This is a genomic window from Burkholderia seminalis DSM 23518 (genome assembly GCF_902832885.1).
In the GTDB taxonomy this organism is placed as follows: domain Bacteria; phylum Pseudomonadota; class Gammaproteobacteria; order Burkholderiales; family Burkholderiaceae; genus Burkholderia; species Burkholderia seminalis.
In genome coordinates, this window is the sequence record NZ_CADFDK010000008.1 from 263579 (window position 1) to 281036 (window position 17458).

The 17458-nt window shown below is 67.7% G+C and carries 12 protein-coding genes; 3 read left to right on the forward strand and 9 right to left on the reverse strand.

Features of this window, described 5'->3' with window-relative positions; genetic code table 11:
* Positions 1–75: 75 nt before the first annotated feature.
* Entirely contained in the window at positions 76–714 is a 639-nt protein-coding gene (locus tag HWX00_RS24495; protein WP_049030686.1) for a LysE family translocator, read from the forward strand.
* A 101-nt stretch (positions 715–815) separates the two neighbouring features.
* On the opposite strand, the gene HWX00_RS24500 is transcribed toward HWX00_RS24495, so the two are convergent.
* On the reverse strand, positions 816–2099 hold the full coding sequence (locus HWX00_RS24500; protein WP_175028541.1) for an MFS transporter: 1284 nt from the start codon (positions 2097–2099) through the stop codon (positions 816–818).
* A 97-nt stretch (positions 2100–2196) separates the two neighbouring features.
* Between HWX00_RS24500 and HWX00_RS24505 the strand changes: the two genes are divergently transcribed.
* Positions 2197–3126, forward strand: a complete 930-nt coding sequence (locus tag HWX00_RS24505) for a LysR family transcriptional regulator (protein ID WP_175028542.1) — start codon at positions 2197–2199, stop codon at positions 3124–3126.
* A gap of 184 nt (positions 3127–3310) precedes the next feature.
* On the opposite strand, the gene HWX00_RS24510 is transcribed toward HWX00_RS24505, so the two are convergent.
* From HWX00_RS24510 to HWX00_RS24540, 7 genes are all read right to left on the reverse strand, one after another.
* Positions 3311–4144 (reverse strand): OmpW/AlkL family protein, encoded by an 834-nt coding sequence (locus tag HWX00_RS24510; protein WP_034188031.1) that lies wholly within the window; start codon positions 4142–4144, stop codon positions 3311–3313.
* An 18-nt stretch (positions 4145–4162) separates the two neighbouring features.
* Positions 4163–5404 carry a DUF2957 domain-containing protein gene (locus HWX00_RS24515; protein ID WP_034188030.1) on the reverse strand — a complete coding sequence of 414 codons (1242 nt, stop codon included), beginning with the start codon at positions 5402–5404 and terminating at the stop codon, positions 4163–4165.
* A 140-nt stretch (positions 5405–5544) separates the two neighbouring features.
* The gene (locus HWX00_RS24520; protein WP_034188029.1) at positions 5545–6981 is read right to left on the reverse strand and encodes a DUF2957 domain-containing protein; all 1437 of its coding nucleotides are present in this window, start codon (positions 6979–6981) and stop codon (positions 5545–5547) included.
* Positions 6982–7414: 433 nt separating this feature from the next.
* On the reverse strand, positions 7415–8365 hold the full coding sequence (gene argC, locus HWX00_RS24525; RefSeq protein WP_175028543.1) for an N-acetyl-gamma-glutamyl-phosphate reductase: 951 nt from the start codon (positions 8363–8365) through the stop codon (positions 7415–7417).
* A 155-nt stretch (positions 8366–8520) separates the two neighbouring features.
* Positions 8521–9093, reverse strand: a complete 573-nt coding sequence (locus HWX00_RS24530; RefSeq protein ID WP_034188027.1) for a flavodoxin family protein — start codon at positions 9091–9093, stop codon at positions 8521–8523.
* A gap of 216 nt (positions 9094–9309) precedes the next feature.
* On the reverse strand, positions 9310–9906 hold the full coding sequence (locus HWX00_RS24535; RefSeq protein WP_124608566.1) for a YbhB/YbcL family Raf kinase inhibitor-like protein: 597 nt from the start codon (positions 9904–9906) through the stop codon (positions 9310–9312).
* Positions 9907–10146: 240 nt separating this feature from the next.
* Positions 10147–10833 (reverse strand): orotate phosphoribosyltransferase, encoded by a 687-nt coding sequence (locus tag HWX00_RS24540; RefSeq protein ID WP_006482887.1) that lies wholly within the window; start codon positions 10831–10833, stop codon positions 10147–10149.
* Between the two features lie 460 nt (positions 10834–11293).
* On the opposite strand from HWX00_RS24540, the gene HWX00_RS24545 reads away from it, so the two are divergent.
* Entirely contained in the window at positions 11294–13564 is a 2271-nt protein-coding gene (locus tag HWX00_RS24545) for an NADP-dependent malic enzyme (RefSeq protein ID WP_175028544.1), read from the forward strand.
* A gap of 147 nt (positions 13565–13711) precedes the next feature.
* On the opposite strand, the gene HWX00_RS24550 is transcribed toward HWX00_RS24545, so the two are convergent.
* The gene (locus HWX00_RS24550; protein ID WP_124671131.1) at positions 13712–17302 is read right to left on the reverse strand and encodes an indolepyruvate ferredoxin oxidoreductase family protein; all 3591 of its coding nucleotides are present in this window, start codon (positions 17300–17302) and stop codon (positions 13712–13714) included.
* Positions 17303–17458 lie beyond the last annotated feature (156 nt).

Genomic DNA, 17458 nt, shown 5'->3' on the forward strand with positions numbered 1-17458 from the left:
GCGCGACACAAGCGCCATGCTCGCGGCATAATCGGCATTTCGTTTTCCCTGCATTCCCTACATTCAGAGGCGGTCATGAACCTGCATACGTGGTGGCTTTTCGTGGCGACGGTGTTCGTCGTATCGGCGATCCCGGGCCCGAACATGCTGCTCGTGATGACGCACGGCGCGCGCCACGGGCTGCGCCGCTCGGCGTCGACGATGGCCGGTTGCCTGAGCGCGCTGGTGCTGATGCTGTCGGTGTCGGCGGCGGGCCTCGGCGCGGTGCTCGAGGCGTGGCCGGCGATGTTCAACACGCTGCGCTTCGCGGGTGCGGCTTACCTGATCTACCTCGGCGTGAAGGCATGGCGCGCGCGTGCCGACGATGTCCCGGCGGCCGGCGCCGAGCCGGCGGCGGGCCAGACGGCGGCCGCATCGCGCGGGACGCTGTTCCGCAACGGTTTCCTGGTCGCGGGCAGCAACCCGAAGGCGATCCTGTTCGCGGCCGCCTTGCTGCCGCAGTTCATCAACGCGGCCGAGCCGACGCTGCCGCAATTCGGCATCCTCGTCGTCACGTTCGCGGTGATCGAGGTGAGCTGGTATCTCGTCTACGCGTCGTTCGGCACGCGCATCGGCACGACGCTGAAGAGCCAGAGCGTCGCGAAGGTGTTCAACCGGCTGACGGGCGGGCTGTTCGTCGGCTTCGGCGCGATGATGGCGCTCGTGCGTCACTGATTTCGACCCGACCTGATTCCGGCGCGCCGAACGCCCCGTCCCTTGCATGAGGGCGGGGCGTTCGGCTTTTCGGGGCCGCTTCAGGCCCGCTGCACCGCCGCTCATGCACGCGGGCGAGTCAATGCCGCCGCGCCGGCCCCGCGCCCGGCCGCGAGACCGAACCCGGCGGCCGTGCCGGCGAACGCGAACCCCACGCCGCACACCGCGTTCCATCCGCCCCAGGCCCAGGCGCTGCCCGCGAGCGCCGCGCCGAGTGCGCCGCCGACGAAGAACAGGCCGACGAACAGCCCGTTCAGGCGGCCGCGTGCGGCCGGGTCCAGCAGGTTGATCGCGCGGCGGCCGATCGTCTGGTCGACGATGACGCCCGCGTCCAGCAATGCCGCACCGCTGGCCAGCAGCGCGAGTGCGACGCCGCGATGCGCATGTGTGTCGAAACCGAACCAGCCGGCCCCGGCGATGCCCAGCACGACGAGCGCCGCGAGCATCGTGCCGTGCGCGATCCGCTGCGCGGCCGGGCCGTGGCCATGGTCGCCGGCGCGGCCGGCCAGCGGCGTGACGATCGCGCCGCTGGCGCCCGCGAACGCGAACAGCGCGATTCCGTGCAGGTCGAGCGCGAACGGCGGCTGCGCGAGCCGCAGCCCGACGGCCGTCCAGAATGCGCTGAACGCGGCCATCGCGAGCGCGGCCGACAGCGCATGCCGGCGCAGCACCGGTTCGTCGGCGAGCAGGCGCCCCAGCGACGCGAGCAGCGTGCGGTAGCCGGCCGTGATCGACGGCGTGCGCGCCGGCAGGCGCAGCGCGAGCACGACGGCGATCGCCGCATTCGCGACCGCGGCCAGCAGGTAGAACGCGCGCCACCCGGCCGAACCCGCGATCAGGCTCGCGAGCGGCCGCGACAGCAGGATGCCGAGCATCAGCCCGCTCATCACGTTGCCGACCGCGCGGCCGCGCTGCGCTTCGGGCGCCATCGACGCGGCCATCGGCACGAGCATCTGGATCACGCTCGACGCCGCGCCGGCCGCCAACGTCGCCAGCAGGAACACGGTGCCCGATTGCGTGAACGCGGGCAGCGCGAGCGCCGCGGCACACGCGGCGAGCGTCGTGACGATCAGGCGGCGGTTCTCGAGCAGGTCGACCAGCGGCACGAGCAGCACGAGCCCGGCCGCGTAGCCCAGCTGCGGCAGCATCGCGACGAGGCCGGCGAGGCCGGGCGGCAGGTGCAGGTCGGCGCTGATCGGGCCCGTCAGCGGTTGCGCGGCGAACAGGTCCATCACGATCACGCCGACCGTCGCGGCGAAGAACAGCGTCATCCCGGTGCTCAGCGCGGGCGGCGCGGCGACAGACGGGGGAACGGAGGCGGGACAACGGTGGGCAGGGCAGTTCATCGGAAGCCTGGGAGAGGGAGCGAAGGAATCCCCATCGTAGGTGCCCGATGTTTATGCGACAATTGAAATATGTCTAACATGATTATGCGAGTTTGTTTTGAATACGCGTGATCTCCTGGCGTTCGTGGCGGTGGTCGACAGCGGGTCGATGGTCGCCGCGGCCGCGAAGCTCCACCTGACGCAGCCGGGCCTGACGCGGCGTGTGCAGAACCTCGAAACGCTGCTCGGCGTGCCGCTGCTCGAGCGGCAAAGCAAGCCGCTGAAGCCGACCGCCACCGGGCGCGACGTCTACGCGCTCGCGCGCAACGTGCTGGGTGCGGTCGACGAACTGATGGCGGCGGGCGCGCCGGACAGCGAGCCGTCCGGCGAGCTGCGCATCGGCGTGCCGCCGTTCCTGTCCGAGCTCGCGCTCGAGCGGCCGATCGATCGGCTGCGCGACGCGTTCCCGCGCCTCACGCTGCGCGTGACGGCCGGCTGGTCGCCGGCGCTGATGCAGGGCATCGAGCGCGGTGCGCTCGACGTCGCGGCCGTGATGGTGCCGGCCAGTACGGTGCTGCCCGACGCGTTCGCCGCGACGCTGCTCGCGACGCAGCCGACGGTGCTCGTTGCCGCGCGCGACTTTCCGCTGCCGGACGGTCCGCTGTCGCTCGACACGCTGTCGGGTTTTCCGTGGGTGCTGAGCCAGGACGGCTGCGGGATGCGCTCGGCGCTGAGCCGCGCGCTCGGCGCGGCCGGGCTGCCGTTCGACGTCGCGGTCGAGGCGTTCGGCTCGGAGCTGCAGCTCTCACTCGTCGCGCGCGGCGCCGGGATCGGCATCGCCGCGCCGAATGCGCTGGCACGCAGTGCGCATCGCGACGCATTGAGGGTGGTGGAAACGGCGGGGCTGGAAACGCGGATCAACGTGTGGATCGTGCAGGGCACGCTGCCGGGCCGGCTGGTGCGGCCTGTCGCGCTGCTGCGCGACGCGCTGGGCGAGGTGCTCGACCGCGAGAACGGGGGAGGGTCAGATGCGGCAATGGCGAACTAGAGGCAGCGTTCGAGGGAAAATCCTTATTTTCTCTACGGAAATGTTGCAATGCGGAAATCGATTCGATATAGTGACACCTGTCTCCTCCATGTCTCCTCTGATATGGATTCAGCCCGCCGGTTAGGCGGGCTTTTTTTTGCCTGCGATTTTGCCGCGGCGATCCATTCGTCGGCGCGCGCCGGCGTCAGAACTTGTACGTCATCCCGACGTAGCTGATGATCGGGTCCGCCTTCAGGTCCGATTTCGATTCCGCGAGCACCGAACCGTCGGCCGCCTTGATCGTCACCGTCGACGTCGTCTTCAGCGGGATGTACGTCACCGATGCGATCAGCCCGAAGTGCTCCGTCATGTTGTACTGCAGGCCCGCGTTGAACACCGGCTGCCATGACGACGACGCCTTCGCTTCCACCGATGTCGTCCCCGGCTTGCCCGCGCCCGCCGCGAGGATCGCGCCGAGGTTGTCCTGCGTCTGCTTGATGAAGTTCGTGTTGAGCTGCAGGTCGCTGAACCAGTTGTACGACACGCCGAGGCCGAGGAACGGCCGGAACTTCGCGGTCGCCTGCCCGAAGTAGTACTGCAGGATCACCGCCGGGCTCCACTGCCGCACGCTCTTCACGATCGGGTTGACCGACGCCAGCCCGATGTTCTGCGTGCCGAGCGCGCCGGCAGGTCCCGGCGGCTTGATCGTGCCCTGGCCCGACACCTTGAACACCGGCGGCACGCCCGCCACCGACGTGACCGCGATGTGGTCGGTCAGGAAGTGGCTGACCGTCAGGCCGACGGTGTCGGCGCCGCTCGTGTGCAGCCCCGTGCCCGCCGACGTGAACGACGGCGGCAGCCGCAACGGCGTGTTGATCGGCGTCGGCGCGACGTTGGTCGTCATCGGCGTGCTGCTCTGCTGCGGCATGATGTGGAACCAGCCCAGCGTGACGACGTTGCTGCCGGCGCTCTGCGCGTGCGCCGCGAGCGGCGCCAGCACGGCGGCGCCGGCCGCCGCGCGGAGAAGGGTTGTCTTCATCACGGCTTTTCCCTCCGCTTACTGGACGAATGCGCCGATCGTGAAATACGGCGTCGATCCCGCGTTGTCGAGGAAACCGAACACGCCACCCGAGAAGATGAACTTGCCGGTCGGCGACGTGCTGCTTGCGCCCGTGTGGGTCGTCGTGACCGTGCCCGGCACCTTCTGCGTGTAGTCGAGGTCGAGCACGCGCGTGAGCGACGCCTGGGACGGCTGGAACGGATCGAGCAGCGTCGCCTGGGTGTTGATCAGCGCGGTGGTCCGGTAGTTGAACTCGCTGTCGACGCCGATGTACTCGCCGTTCTGCGAACCGGCCGCGATCGCCGTCTGCGGCGCGAGGATCGAGATGCTCGATTCGTCGTCCGCGGTGAGGCCCGGCACGCCGTTGCTGTCCGGCGTCGGGTTCGGGTTCGCGACGCCCGTGCGCACGAGGATCGGCACGAGCTGGTTGCGCAGCTTGCCGACGATCATGAAGCCCTTGCCCTGCGGCGTGGCCGACAGCGTCGGCTTCAGCTGGCTCTGGTAGTTGTTCGACTGGAACGCGCCGCTGCCGTCGGCGGACAGCGCGAAGTTCGAGCCCTGCTGCGTGCACGCGCCGCCGGCGAACTGGCCGGTCGAGTCGCACTTGGTCCACGAGCCGTCCGCGTTGATCGTCACCTTCGCGTCGATCGACGCCGGCGCGAACTTCTGCGACGGCACTTCGCCGAAGCCGGTGTGGCTGTACGTGCCGGCGACCTTCGTGATGTCGGTCTCGATCGACGAGAAGCCGATGAACGGGTAGTACGGGAATTTCGTGTCGGGCACCGCGGCCTGGCCGAGCACGCCGTCGAACTGGATTTCCTTGCCGGGGATCGTGCCGCCCGCGACGCCGAAGCCGACGAAGATCCGCGCCGGGCGCGATGCGTCGAGGCTCGCGCCGTTCAGCCGGAACGCGCACTGGTTCAGCTTGTTGGTCGGCAGCAGCGTTTCCTGCGTGAGCGTGCCGCTGTCGACGGTGCCCGCGCGGGTCGGCGTGACCGTGCCGGTCGTGCGCGGCACGGCCGATTCGACGTACGTCACCTGCCAGGTCATCTTGGTCGTGTCGAGCTGGACCTTCGCGAGTTCGCCGCTGCCCGCGCCGCCCGTGAACACGGTGCTGTAGTCGAGCGTGGCGGGACAGAGCCGGTCTTCGACGAGCGGCGGCGGGTTGTCGCTGCCGCCGCCGCAGGCGGAAAGAAGGGGGGCGGCAAGGGCCGCCGCCAGAATGAGGTTGCGCTTCATGTTGCTCCTCCAGATTTGTCTTGTACGGCGGCCAGCTCCCTGTCGGCCGCTTCTGTTCGTCGTGCTCGTCCTGCTCGCGCCGTGCCGCGCGCGTCGTGCGTTACGCGACGGCGGACGGGCCGCCGCCGCGTCCCCGTTCGCTACTTGCTGATCTGCGCGCCCACGCCGAAGTACGGTGTCGACGAAGTCGTCGAGTTCGCCGACGTCGACGTGACGCCGCCGTTCACCGTGCCCTGGATCAGTGCCGCGTACAGGCCGCCCGTCGCGATCACCACGCCCGATGCGGACGGGTAGTTCGTGCCGGACGGCGGCCTCGGTGTCGTCGTCGCGTTCAGCAGGCCCGGCGTCGTCTGGCCGTAGTCGAGCGTGAAACCGTCTTCCTCGACCTGCGTGGACGGATTGATGAACGACGCGTTGCCGCCGCGGATCAGCGCGGCCGTGTACTTGAAGTTCGAGTCCGCGCCCGCGTAGCCGCCGTCGATCGTGCCCGACTGGATCGCCGTCGCCGCACCGAGCACCGCGATGCCCGATTCGTCGTCGACCTGCGCGTCGACGTGCAGCGGCGGCGTGCCGAGGTTCACGTTGCCCGTGCGCACGATCACCGGCACCGTCGCGCCGTTGAGCTGGCCGATCACCATGTGCGCGGTCGCCGACTTGCCGGTCGCGCCGACGATCGGCAATTGCGTCTGCGGCAGCGTCTGCGGCGCCTTCGTGCTGTCGAAGTAGCCGCCGTTCGCGCTCGTCTTCCACGGGTCGCCGGTCGTCTGGCAGCCGCCCGAGCCGCTCGACGTGCACGCGCCGTTCGCATCGAACGTCTCGCTCGAATTCGTGCCCTTCGTCGCGTAGTCGCCCGACGGCACGAGGTGGTAGATCAGCGCGTTGTACGTGCCCGGCAGCTTCGACAGGTCGGTCGTCGTGTTCGCGAAGCCGAGGAACGGATAGAAGTCGAAATGACGGTTGGGCACCTTGCCGACGTCCTTTGCCACCACGATCGGGCCGACGGCGATCGTCAGTCCGTCGTACTGGATCGTCGCGCCCGGAATGCCGCCGCCCGCGACGCCCATGCCGACCAGCAGCATCGGCGGGTTCGCCTGGTTGAAGTCGGCGGCCGTCGAATAGGTCGAGCCGTCCGGCGCGGGGCCCGTGCCCGGCGTGAGGACGAATGCGCAACGCGTCTGCTCGGCGGTCGGCAGCGTGCCGGTCGGCGGGTGGATGACCTTGCCGGTGATGGTCGTGCCGACGCGGCTCGGCGTGACGGTGCCCGTCTTCAGCGGAATCGGCGATTCGAGCCACTTGAGCGTGTACGTCATCGCGACCGCGTCGATGTTGACGCTGACGATCTCGCCGCTACCGGCGCCGCCGAGATACGTGCTCTTCACGATGTCGGCGTTGGCCGGGCACAGCGCGCCGTTGATGGGCTGCGACGGCGGCGGCCCTTGCGTGCCGCAACTCGATCCGGAACATTGGGGCGCGTTGATCGGCGCGAGCGCGCCGCCGGAGTCCCCTCCACCACATGCAACCAGGAAAGGGGCGATGGCAAAGGCCGTTGCCACCCCCTTCGATAAGGCGTGCGACATGCCGCTGTCTCCAATCGTTTAATTGTGCGAGCTAATGTCGCTGCCTGGGTTTTTGCTGTCAATTGATGAACCCGTCTAAAAAAGGCGATTGAAACGGGAATCGTGTTTTGAGTCCTTGCCTGACATGGCATTCGGTAAGAATTTAAACGTGCGGCGGGCCGAGAAAAGCTTCCTGAGTGGGGGATGCGCGACGCCCGGCACGCTCTCGGCGCGCCTTCCTGCGGATAACGGCAGCGTTTAAAGCGACGGTATCCGGTTTATCCCTATTCGGGATTGACTGGAGCAGGATCGGGGGATTTAATTCGCCGGTAATCGCACAATGGAAAGCTTGTAAATATTTGTAAATGCGCGATCAGGGATTTTTATTTATTGCCTGATATGGATAAATAAAAAGCCGGCCACTGGCCGGCTTTGCATTGCATGCGATGCTGAATCAGCGTTTGAGACCTGCGTCCTCGGCCGCGCCGATGTTCAGGTTCATGCACTGGATCGCGGCGCCCGACGCGCCCTTGCCGAGGTTGTCGAGGCGCGCGACCGTGACGAAGCGCTCGGCATTGCCGAACACGAACAGGTCGACACGGTTCGTATCGTTGTTCGCCTGTACGTCGAAGAAGCCGCCGTCGAGGTTCGCGTCCGCATCGAACGGTGCGACGCGCACGAACGCTTCGTCCGCGTAGTACTCGGCGAACACACGCTGCACGTCCTGCGGCGTGGCGCGCTTCGCGAGCTGCTCGGCCGTGAAGTAGGTCGTCACCGCGAGCCCCTTCAGGAACGGGCCGACGATCGGCGTGAAGATCGGTGCGTTCGCGAGGCCCGTGTGCGCGGCCATTTCCGGAAGGTGTTTGTGCGTGAGGCCGAGCGCATACGGGCGCGGGCTCGCGAGCTTGCCGCCGGGCGCCGCGCTTTCGTATTCGGCGATCATCGACTTGCCGCCGCCGCTGTAGCCGGTGATCGAGTAGCTGTGCGCGGCGAACGTCGGCGCGACGATCCCTGCGTCGACGAGCGGGCGCATCGCGAGCACGAACGCCGAGGCGTGGCAGCCGGGCACGGCGATGCGCTTCGACGTCCGAATCTTCTCGCGCTGCGCGCGGGTCAGCTCGGGCAGGCCGTAGGCCCAGTCGGCGCTCGTGCGGAATGCGGTGCTCGCGTCGATCAGCGTCGTGTTCGGGTTCTCGACGAGCGAGGCCGATTCGCGCGACGCGACGTCCGGCAGGCACAGGAACGTGACGTCCGACGCGTTGATCAGGCGGCGGCGCTCGTCGACGTCCTTGCGCTTCGCTTCATCGATACGCAGGATCTCGATGTCGTTGCGTGCCGACAGGTATTCGAAGATCTTGAGGCCGGTCGTGCCTTCCTGGCCGTCGACAAAAACTTTGGTGCTCATTTCGCTCTCACTGGATGAAACGCGGGCCCGCGCCCGGAAACCGCCATTTTAAGACGTCATCCGGCGGGTCTGCGCCGCGCGGGGCGAAAAAAGACGGCCGCCGGCCGTCTTGTGTCCCTTTGCGACGCCCGCCGGTGCGGGCGTCAGGGGCGTGTTCAGCGGGCGCCGGCGTCCCAGCGTGCGGTCGCTTCGGCCACGCGCCGGCCGAATGCCTTGCCGGTCTCGAGGTCGCCCGGCAGCGGGCCTTCGTCGGGCGTCGCGTCGGCCGGCGATTGCGCGAGCAGGCCCGTGGAGCCGCCGAGGTAGTTGATGTCGTTGCGCGTGGCCGCCTTCGAGTTGGCCGGCATCAGGCTCGTGCCGACCCATACCATCCCGTGCTGCATCGCCAGCGTGACGAAATATTGAATCGTCGAGAACTTGTCGCCGTTCATCGTCGCGGAGTTCGTGAAGCCCGCGGCGACCTTGTCCTTCCACTTCTGCGTGAACCACGCTTTCGACGTGGCATCGGCGAATTGCTTGAACTGCGCCGACGGGCCGCCCATGTAGGTCGGCGCGCCGAAGATGATCGCGTCGGCCGCGTCGAGGGCGGCCCAGCCCGCGTCGTCGAGGTCGCCGACGGCGATCAGGCGCACGTTCGCGCCGGCGTCCTGCGCGCCGGCATGCACGGCCTCGGCCAGTTTCTGCGTGTGACCGTAGCCGCTGTGATAGACGATGACGATGTTCGACATGAAGCGTTCTCCGGAAAGGGACGGGAACGGCGGACCGCAGGCTCGCCGCGTCACGCGCCGCCTGCCGGCGGCGCGACGGTCGCGCGGCAGGAATTGCCGCGGCCGGTGACGACGAGTCTAGCAAGCCGAAATGACGAGACAACGTGCGCGCGCGGCGCACTGAAATTCGCGGCGGACGGCCATCGCGGCGGCGCCGTCTGGCGGCGCATGGCGCCGCTACTGGCCGTAAGTGACCGTGAATTGCGCGGTGCCGATCGCCAGCGTGCCGATCTCGTGCTCGAACATCGGCGCGGGGCGGCCCTGCGACACGCGCAGGTCGGTGCCTTTCAGCGCGTAGACGGTGATCACGTAGCGGTGCGGCTTGCCGGGCGGCGGGCACGGGCCGCCGTAGCCGTCGCTGCCGAAGTCGTTGCGCGCCTCGCTCGCGCCGATGCGCCGCAGGAAGCCGGATGCGCTCGCGTCGGCCGGCAGGCTCGTGACGGTGGCCGGGATGCCCGCGACGGCCCAGTGCCACCAGCCGTGGCCGGGCGCATCGGGATCGAAGATCGTGACCGCATAGCCGCGCGTGCCGGCCGGCGGGTTGTGCCATGCGAGCTGCGGCGAGCGGTTCGCGCCCTTGCAGTCGCCGCGGTCGAATACGTTCGCGGCGCGCACGCGCCCGCCGGGCGTCAGGTCGTCGCTCGTCACGGTGAACGGGCTTTCCGCGTGTGCGGGCAGCGCCGCGAACACGGCGGCGCAGAGCAGGACGAAGCGGATGGACGGAGACGGGTGACCCGATGGCGCAGGCGGAGTGGTCCGGCGATCCACACGCATATGGCGCTTCTCCCGTCACGTGGGCCGGCCCGATGCTCCCGGCGTTGTTGGCGTTGTGTGTTGCCCGCGCAGCTGATGGCGGCGATGGTTCAAGTCTAGCATTAGGGTTCGATGAACGACGCACGCCGCAGCCCGCGATTGCGCCCGGTCATCGTGCGGATCGGCGGACGAAAAAAAACCGCCCGCGATCGGGCGGGCGGTTTTTTCGGCCAGGACGCCGGCATGCAGGCCGGCGCGGCGTCATTCCTTCGGGGCCGTCGCGCCGCCGTGCGCCGCCGACCACTCGGCCGGCGCGTGCAGGAATTTCTCGACTTCGTCGAGCGTCTTCGTTTCGAAGTAGCCGGAGGCCTTCGCGACGCGCAGCACGTCCCACCACGTCGCCAGCGCATGCAGGTCGACGTCGATATCCTTCAGGACCGACACGCTTTCCTTGAAGATGTTGTAGTGGAACAGCACGAAGCAGTGGTTCACCGTCGCGCCCGCGGTGCGCAGCGCGTTGACGAAGTTGATCTTGCTGCGGCTGTCGGTCGTCAGGTCTTCCACCAGCAGCACGCGCGAGCCTTCTTCCAGATGGCCTTCGATCTGCGCGTTGCGGCCGAAACCCTTCGGCTTCTTGCGCACGTACTGCATCGGCACCATCATCCGGTCCGCGATCCAGGCCGCGAACGGGATGCCGGCCGTCTCGCCGCCCGCCACCGCGTCGATCTGCTCGAAGCCGATGTCGCGCGTGATCGTCGTTTCCGCCATTTCCATCAGCGCCCGGCGCACGCGCGGGTACGAGATCAGCTTGCGGCAGTCGATATAGACGGGGCTTGCCCAGCCGGACGTGAAGATGAACGGTTTTTCGGCGTTGAAGTGCACCGCCTGCACTTCGAGCAGGATTTTGGCGGTCGTATCCGAGATCGACTGACGATCGTAGCCTGTCATGGGCATTCCTTGGGTGATGAGCGAGGAGCGGGCGCGGGCCCGGTGGCGCAGCAAGGGGAACCTGCCCAGGGGGCCGGGGCGCGATCGGAGGACCAATCGCATCGCTGCGCGCGTAGCCGGCTATTTTACCCGATTCAGGCCGGTTTTCGGCGGAATTCGCGCAGGTTCGCGTGGCCCCTCACCACCGGCGAAACAAACGGGGCGCGACCGACCCGGTGCCGATGCCTGGGATGCGGCGCTGCACCAACGGGCGTCATTTAGGGGGTGTACACTAGGCGACCCTTAGAAATCGTTCAGTACTTTGTACTTTCCTCTTGCCACCCGCCAAGGTTCGATGGCGTGCCGACCCGGCGCGTCGCGTGCCGTCTCGCAGTCGACCACCCCCTCGATTCAAGCAGACGCGGCCGAAGGTGCTGTGTACTGAGCCGTCAATATTTCGCATGTCTCTCGCAGGTCAATCATGGACGAACAACTGAAGCAGGCCGCTCTCGCTTATCACCTGAATCCGAAACCCGGCAAGATTTCGGTCACCCCCACCAAGCCGCTGTCGAACCAGCTCGATCTGTCGCTCGCGTATTCGCCGGGCGTCGCCGCCGCGTGCGAGGCGATCCACGCCGATCCGCTCGACGCGCAGAAGTACACGTCGCGCGGCAACCTGGTCGGCGTGATCACGAACGGCACGGCCGTGCTCGGCCTCGGCAACATCGGCCCGCTCGCCGCGAAACCGGTGATGGAAGGCAAGGGCTGCCTCTTCAAGAAATTCGCGGGCATCGACGTGTTCGACATCGAACTGTCGGAGTCCGACCCCGACAAGCTCGTCGAGGCGATCGCGATGCTCGAGCCGACGCTCGGCGGCATCAACCTCGAGGACATCAAGGCGCCGGAATGCTTCTACATCGAGCAGAAGCTGCGCGAGCGCATGAAGATCCCCGTCTTCCACGATGACCAGCACGGCACCGCGATCATCGCGTCGGCCGCGATCCTGAACGGCCTGAAGGTCGTCGGCAAGAAGCTGTCCGACGTGAAGCTCGTGTGCTCGGGTGCCGGCGCCGCGGCCATCGCGTGCCTGGACCTGCTGGTGAACCTCGGCCTGACGAAGTCGAACATCCTGGTCGCCGATTCGAAGGGCGTGATCTACGAAGGGCGCGGCAACCTCGACCCGTCGAAGCAGCGCTACGCGGCCACCACCGACGCGCGCACGCTCGCCGACGCGATCGTCGGCGCGGACGTGTTCCTCGGCTGCTCGAGCGCGGGCGTGCTGAAGCAGGACATGGTCAAGACGATGGGCGAGTGCCCGCTGATCCTGGCGCTCGCGAACCCGGAACCGGAAATCCGCCCGGAAGACGCGAAGGCCGTGCGCCCGGACGCGATCGTCGCGACCGGCCGTTCGGACTACCCGAACCAGGTCAACAACGTGCTGTGCTTCCCGTTCATCTTCCGCGGCGCGCTCGACGTCGGCGCGACGACGATCACGGAAGAAATGAAGCTCGCGTGCGTGCGCGCGATCGCCGAGCTGGCGCAAGAAACCGACCAGAGCGAGGAAGTCGCGAAGGCGTACGAAGGCCACTCGCTCGAATTCGGGCCGGACTACCTGATCCCGAAGCCGTTCGACCCGCGCCTGATCATCAAGATCGCGCCGGCCGTCGCGCAAGCCGCGATGGATTCGGGTGTCGCCACGCGCCCGATCCAGGACATGGACGCGTACCGCGAGCAACTCGGCGCGACCGTCTACCGCACCGGCATGGTGATGCGCCCGGTGTTCGCGACCGCGAAGCAGAAGCAGGCCCGCATCGTGTTCGCCGAGGGCGAGGACGAGCGCGTGCTGCGCGCCGCGCAGTTCGTGCTGCAGGAAAAGATCGCCAGGCCGATCATCGTCGGCCGTCCGTCGGTCGTCGACATGCGCCTGCAGAAGATCGGCTCGAAGCTGAAGGCCGGCGTCGATTTCGAAATCGTCGATCCGGAAGACGATGCGCGCTACCACCGCTACTGGCAGGCGTATCAGGAGATCGGCGCGCGCGACGGCGTGACGCCGGAAGTCGCGAAGGCCGCGATGCGCAAGTTCAACACGCTGATCGGCACGATGCTCGTGCACCTGGGCGACGCGGACGGGATGATCTGCGGGATGATCGACACGTTCCACAGCCACCTGAAGTTCATCGAGCAGGTGCTGGGCCGCGCGAAGGGCGCCGAGCACTTCGCCGCGATGAACCTGCTGATGCTGCCGGGCCGCAACCTGTTCGTGTGCGACACGTACGTGAACGAGCTGCCGAGCGCCGAACAGCTGGCCGACATGACGATCCAGGCCGCGGCTGAGATCGAGCGCTTCGGCATCGCGCCGAAGGCCGCGCTGCTGTCGAACTCGAACTTCGGCAGCGCGCCGTCGGCGTCGTCGCGCCGGATGGGCGAGGCCCGCAAACTGATCGTCGAACGCGCACCGAACCTGGAAGTCGACGGTGAAATGCACGGCGACGCGGCACTGTCGGAAGTGATCCGCAAGCAGGCGTTCCCGGGCACGACGCTGTCGGGCGAAGCGAACCTGCTGATCATGCCGAACGTCGAGGCGGCGAACATCGCGTACAACCTGCTGAAGATGGTCGGCGGCGAAGGCGTGACGGTCGGCCCGTTCCTGCTCGGCGCGGCGAAGCCGGTCCACATCCTGACGCCGGCCGCGACCGTGCGCCGGATCATCAACATGACGGCCGTTGCCGCCGCGAACGTGAACACGAAGTAAGTTCGCGCCCGCGTGTGCCGCGCTCGATGCGCGGCGCAATGAAAAACGCCACGGAACCTGCGTTCCGTGGCGTTTTTTTTCGCATGAACCGCAACGGCGGGGCGGGCGGGGCGTCCCGAGCGCGAACGCCTCGCCTGCCGCGTCCCGTTACGCGACCTGCTGGTGCGACTGGCCGCCTGCCGGCGAACGCCACTTCGTCAGCAGCGTGTCCCACTTCCGGCGTACCGCGCGCAGGTTGTTCTCCTTCACGTGGCCGTAGCCGCGAATGCCGTCCGGCAGCGCCGCGAGCTCGAGCGCGAGCGGGCGGTTGGCCGCGTTCAGTTTGCCGAGCACCTCGCCGATCAGCGCTTCGTACTCGCCGATCAGCGCGCGCTCGGTGCGGCGCTCCTCGGTGCGGCCGAACGGATCGAGCCCCGTGCCGCGCAGGAACTTCGCTTTCGCGAGCAGCCGGAACGCCGACATCATCCACGGGCCGTACGCCTTCTTCACGAGATGGCCGTGAGCATCCGTCTTCGCGAACAGCGGCGGCGCGAGGTGGAATTTCAGCTTCCAGTCGCCTTCGAACTGCGCGCTCAGGCGCGCGAGGAACGCGGGGTCGGACTGCAGTCGCGCGACCTCGTATTCGTCCTTGTACGCCATCAGCTTGAACAGGTTGCGCGCGACCGCTTCGGTCAGTTGCTCCTGCACCGTGTCGCCGTCCGCCAGCGCGCGTTCGGCGGCGCGCACCTTGTCGACGAAGGCCGCATAACGCGAGGCGTACGCGGCATCCTGGTACGCGGTGAGGAATTCCACACGCTTCGCGATCAACGCGTCGACCGCCTTCTTCGTGTGCAGCGCGATCACCGTGGCGCCTTGCGCGGGACGTGCGTCGCCGGCCGCGGCCTGCTTCACGCTGGCGAGGTCGTACGCGGCGCGGCGGCCCCAGTCGAATGCCGCACGGTTCTTCTCGACCGACACCGCATTCAACTCGATCGCACGTTCGAGCGACGCGAGCGTGAGCGGCAGCCAGCCTTTCTGCCACGCGTAGCCGAGCACGAACGGGTTCGTGTAGATCGCGTCGCCGAGCAGCGCGACCGCGAAGCGGTTCGCGTCGATGAAGTCGACCGCGGCGCCTGCCGCCGCGCGGATGTCGTTCTCCGCGGACAGCCCCGGGAATGCCCAGTTCGGGTTCTTGATGAACTCGGCGGTCGGCGTCTGCGCGCTGTTGACGACCACGCGCGTCGTGTCGTGCCGCATCCGCGACGTGCACTCGTCGCCGGCCGTGACGATCGCGTCGCAGCCGATCACGAGGTCGGCTTCGCCCATCGCGATCCGCGTCGCATGGATGTCGGTCGGCGCGTGCGAGATCTGCACGTGGCTCATCACGGCGCCACCCTTCTGCGCGAGGCCGGTGACGTCGAGCACGGTCACGCCCTTGTTTTCCAGATGCGCGGCCATCCCGAGCAGCGCGCCGATCGTGACGACGCCCGTGCCGCCGACGCCCGTCACGAGCACGCCGTACGCACGGTCGATCTCGGGCAGCGTCGGTTCCGGGATCGGCGGCAGCGCGTTGCCGTCGACCGAAACCGCCTTCGGCTTCTTCAACTGGCCGCCCTCGACCGTGACGAAGCTCGGGCAGAAGCCCTTCACGCACGAGAAATCCTTGTTGCAGCTCGACTGGTTGATCTGGCGCTTCGTGCCGAATTCGGTTTCCAGCGGCTCGACCGACAGGCAGTTCGACTGCACCGAGCAGTCGCCGCAGCCTTCGCACACCGCGTCGTTGATCACGACGCGTTTGGCCGGATCCGGATACGTGCCGCGCTTGCGGCGACGGCGCTTCTCGGTCGCGCAGGTCTGGTCGTAGATCAGGATCGTCGTGCCTTCGATCTCGCGCAGCTCGCGCTGCACGTCGTCGAGCTGGTCGCGGTGATGGACCGTCACGCCCGGCGCGAGCAGCGCCTTCTGGCTGTCGTACTTCTCCGGCTCGTCGGTCACGATCACGATCTTCTTCGCGCCTTCGGACGCGAGCTGGTGCGTGATCTGCGGCACCGTCAGCACGCCGTCGACCGGCTGGCCGCCCGTCATCGCGACGGCGTCGTTGTAGAGGATCTTGTAGGTGATGTTCGCCTTCGACGAAATCGCCGCGCGCACGGCCAGCAGGCCCGAGTGGAAGTAGGTGCCATCGCCGAGGTTCGCGAACACGTGCTTCTCGTCCGTGAACGGCGCCTGGCCGATCCACGGCACGCCTTCGCCGCCCATCTGGCTGAAGGTGCTCGTGCTGCGGTCCATCCACACGGTCATGTAGTGGCAGCCGATGCCGGCGATCGCCCGCGAGCCTTCCGGCACGTTGGTCGACGTGTTGTGCGGGCAGCCCGAGCAGAACCACGGCTTGCGCTCGGTCTGCACATGCGGCTTCGCGAGCGCCATTTCCTTCGCGTTGATCACCGCGAGCCGCGCGGCGATGCGCGCGCGCACGTCGGACGGCAGCTCGAACTTCTCGAGGCGCGTCGCGATCGCCTTCGCGATGATCGCCGGCGACAGTTCGTAGTGCGCGGGCAGCAGCCAGTTGCCCATCGGCACCGACCATTCGCCGCCGGCGCCGTCCTTCTCGTCGAACTTGCCGAACACGCGCGGGCGCTGGCCGTCCGGCCAGTTGTACAGCTCTTCCTTGATCGCGTATTCGAGAATCTGGCGCTTTTCCTCGACGACCAGGATTTCGTCGAGGCCGCGCGCGAACGCCTGCGCGCCCTGTGCTTCGAGCGGCCATACGCAGCCGACCTTGTAGAGCCGGATGCCGATCCGCGCGCAGGTGTCGTCGTCGAGGCCGAGATCGGTCAGCGCCTGGCGCACGTCGAGATACGCCTTGCCGCCCGTCATGATCCCGAAGCGCGCGTTCGGCGAATCGATCTCGATCCGGTCGAGCTTGTTCGCGCGCACATAAGCGAGCGCGGCATACCACTTGTAGTCGAGCAGCCGCGCTTCCTGCACGAGCGGCGGGTCGGGCCAGCGGATGTTCAGCCCGCCTTCCGGCAGGATGAAATCGGTCGGCAGCACGATCTCGGTGCGATGCGGGTCGATGTCGACCGACGCCGACGATTCGACGACGTCCGTCACGCACTTGAGCGCGACCCACAGGCCCGAGTAGCGGCTCATCGCCCAGCCGTGCAGGCCGAAATCGAGATATTCCTGCACGTTGGACGGGAACAGCACGGGCAGGCCGCACGCCTTGAAGATGTGTTCGGACTGGTGCGCGAGCGTCGACGATTTCGCCGCGTGGTCGTCGCCGGCGAGCACCAGCACGCCGCCGTGCTGCGACGAGCCGGCCGAGTTCGCGTGCTTGAAGACGTCGCCGGTGCGGTCGACGCCCGGGCCCTTGCCGTACCACATGCCGAACACGCCGTCGTGCTTCGCGCCGGGGTACAGGTTCACCTGCTGCGAGCCCCATACGGCGGTGGCGGCGAGATCTTCGTTGAGGCCGGGCTGGAAGACGATCTGGTGGGCCGCCAGATGCTGCTTGGCTTTCCAGAGCGACAGATCGAGGCCGCCGAGCGGCGAGCCGCGGTAGCCGGAGATGAAGCCGGCCGTATTGAGACCGGCGGCGCGGTCGCGTTCCTGCTGGAGCATCGGCAGGCGCACGAGGGCCTGGATGCCGCTCATGTACGCGCGACCGCGCTCGAGTGTGTATTTGTCGTCAAGCGTGACGGACTTCAGCGCGGCTTCTAGCGACGCGCGTTGGTCTGCGTCTAGCGGGGCATTCATTAACTGTCTCCTCCACCCGGTCTGGGATCACCAAAACTTCGGTTGCGTCGGCATCTTTTGGATGCGTCGGCAGTGGCCGGCATGTTCGCCGGTTTTAAGCGATGGTAGCACTGGGGCAAACCCGCCGCCCATCGGTTCGAATGCGGTTGGAAGGCA

What these genes read in the sequence shown, in the direction of transcription:
- HWX00_RS24510 (WP_034188031.1), bottom strand. Translation starts at nt 4,144, where the DNA reads ATGAAGACAACCCTTCTCCGCGCGGCGGCCGGCGCCGCCGTGCTGGCG.
- argC (WP_175028543.1), bottom strand. Translation starts at nt 8,365, where the DNA reads ATGAGCACCAAAGTTTTTGTCGACGGCCAGGAAGGCACGACCGGCCTC.
- HWX00_RS24550 (WP_124671131.1), bottom strand. Translation starts at nt 17,302, where the DNA reads ATGAATGCCCCGCTAGACGCAGACCAACGCGCGTCGCTAGAAGCCGCG.
- HWX00_RS24495 (WP_049030686.1), top strand. Translation starts at nt 76, where the DNA reads ATGAACCTGCATACGTGGTGGCTTTTCGTGGCGACGGTGTTCGTCGTA.
- HWX00_RS24535 (WP_124608566.1), bottom strand. Translation starts at nt 9,906, where the DNA reads ATGCGTGTGGATCGCCGGACCACTCCGCCTGCGCCATCGGGTCACCCG.
- HWX00_RS24515 (WP_034188030.1), bottom strand. Translation starts at nt 5,404, where the DNA reads ATGAAGCGCAACCTCATTCTGGCGGCGGCCCTTGCCGCCCCCCTTCTT.
- HWX00_RS24530 (WP_034188027.1), bottom strand. Translation starts at nt 9,093, where the DNA reads ATGTCGAACATCGTCATCGTCTATCACAGCGGCTACGGTCACACGCAG.
- HWX00_RS24500 (WP_175028541.1), bottom strand. Translation starts at nt 2,099, where the DNA reads ATGAACTGCCCTGCCCACCGTTGTCCCGCCTCCGTTCCCCCGTCTGTC.
- HWX00_RS24540 (WP_006482887.1), bottom strand. Translation starts at nt 10,833, where the DNA reads ATGACAGGCTACGATCGTCAGTCGATCTCGGATACGACCGCCAAAATC.
- HWX00_RS24520 (WP_034188029.1), bottom strand. Translation starts at nt 6,981, where the DNA reads ATGTCGCACGCCTTATCGAAGGGGGTGGCAACGGCCTTTGCCATCGCC.
- HWX00_RS24545 (WP_175028544.1), top strand. Translation starts at nt 11,294, where the DNA reads ATGGACGAACAACTGAAGCAGGCCGCTCTCGCTTATCACCTGAATCCG.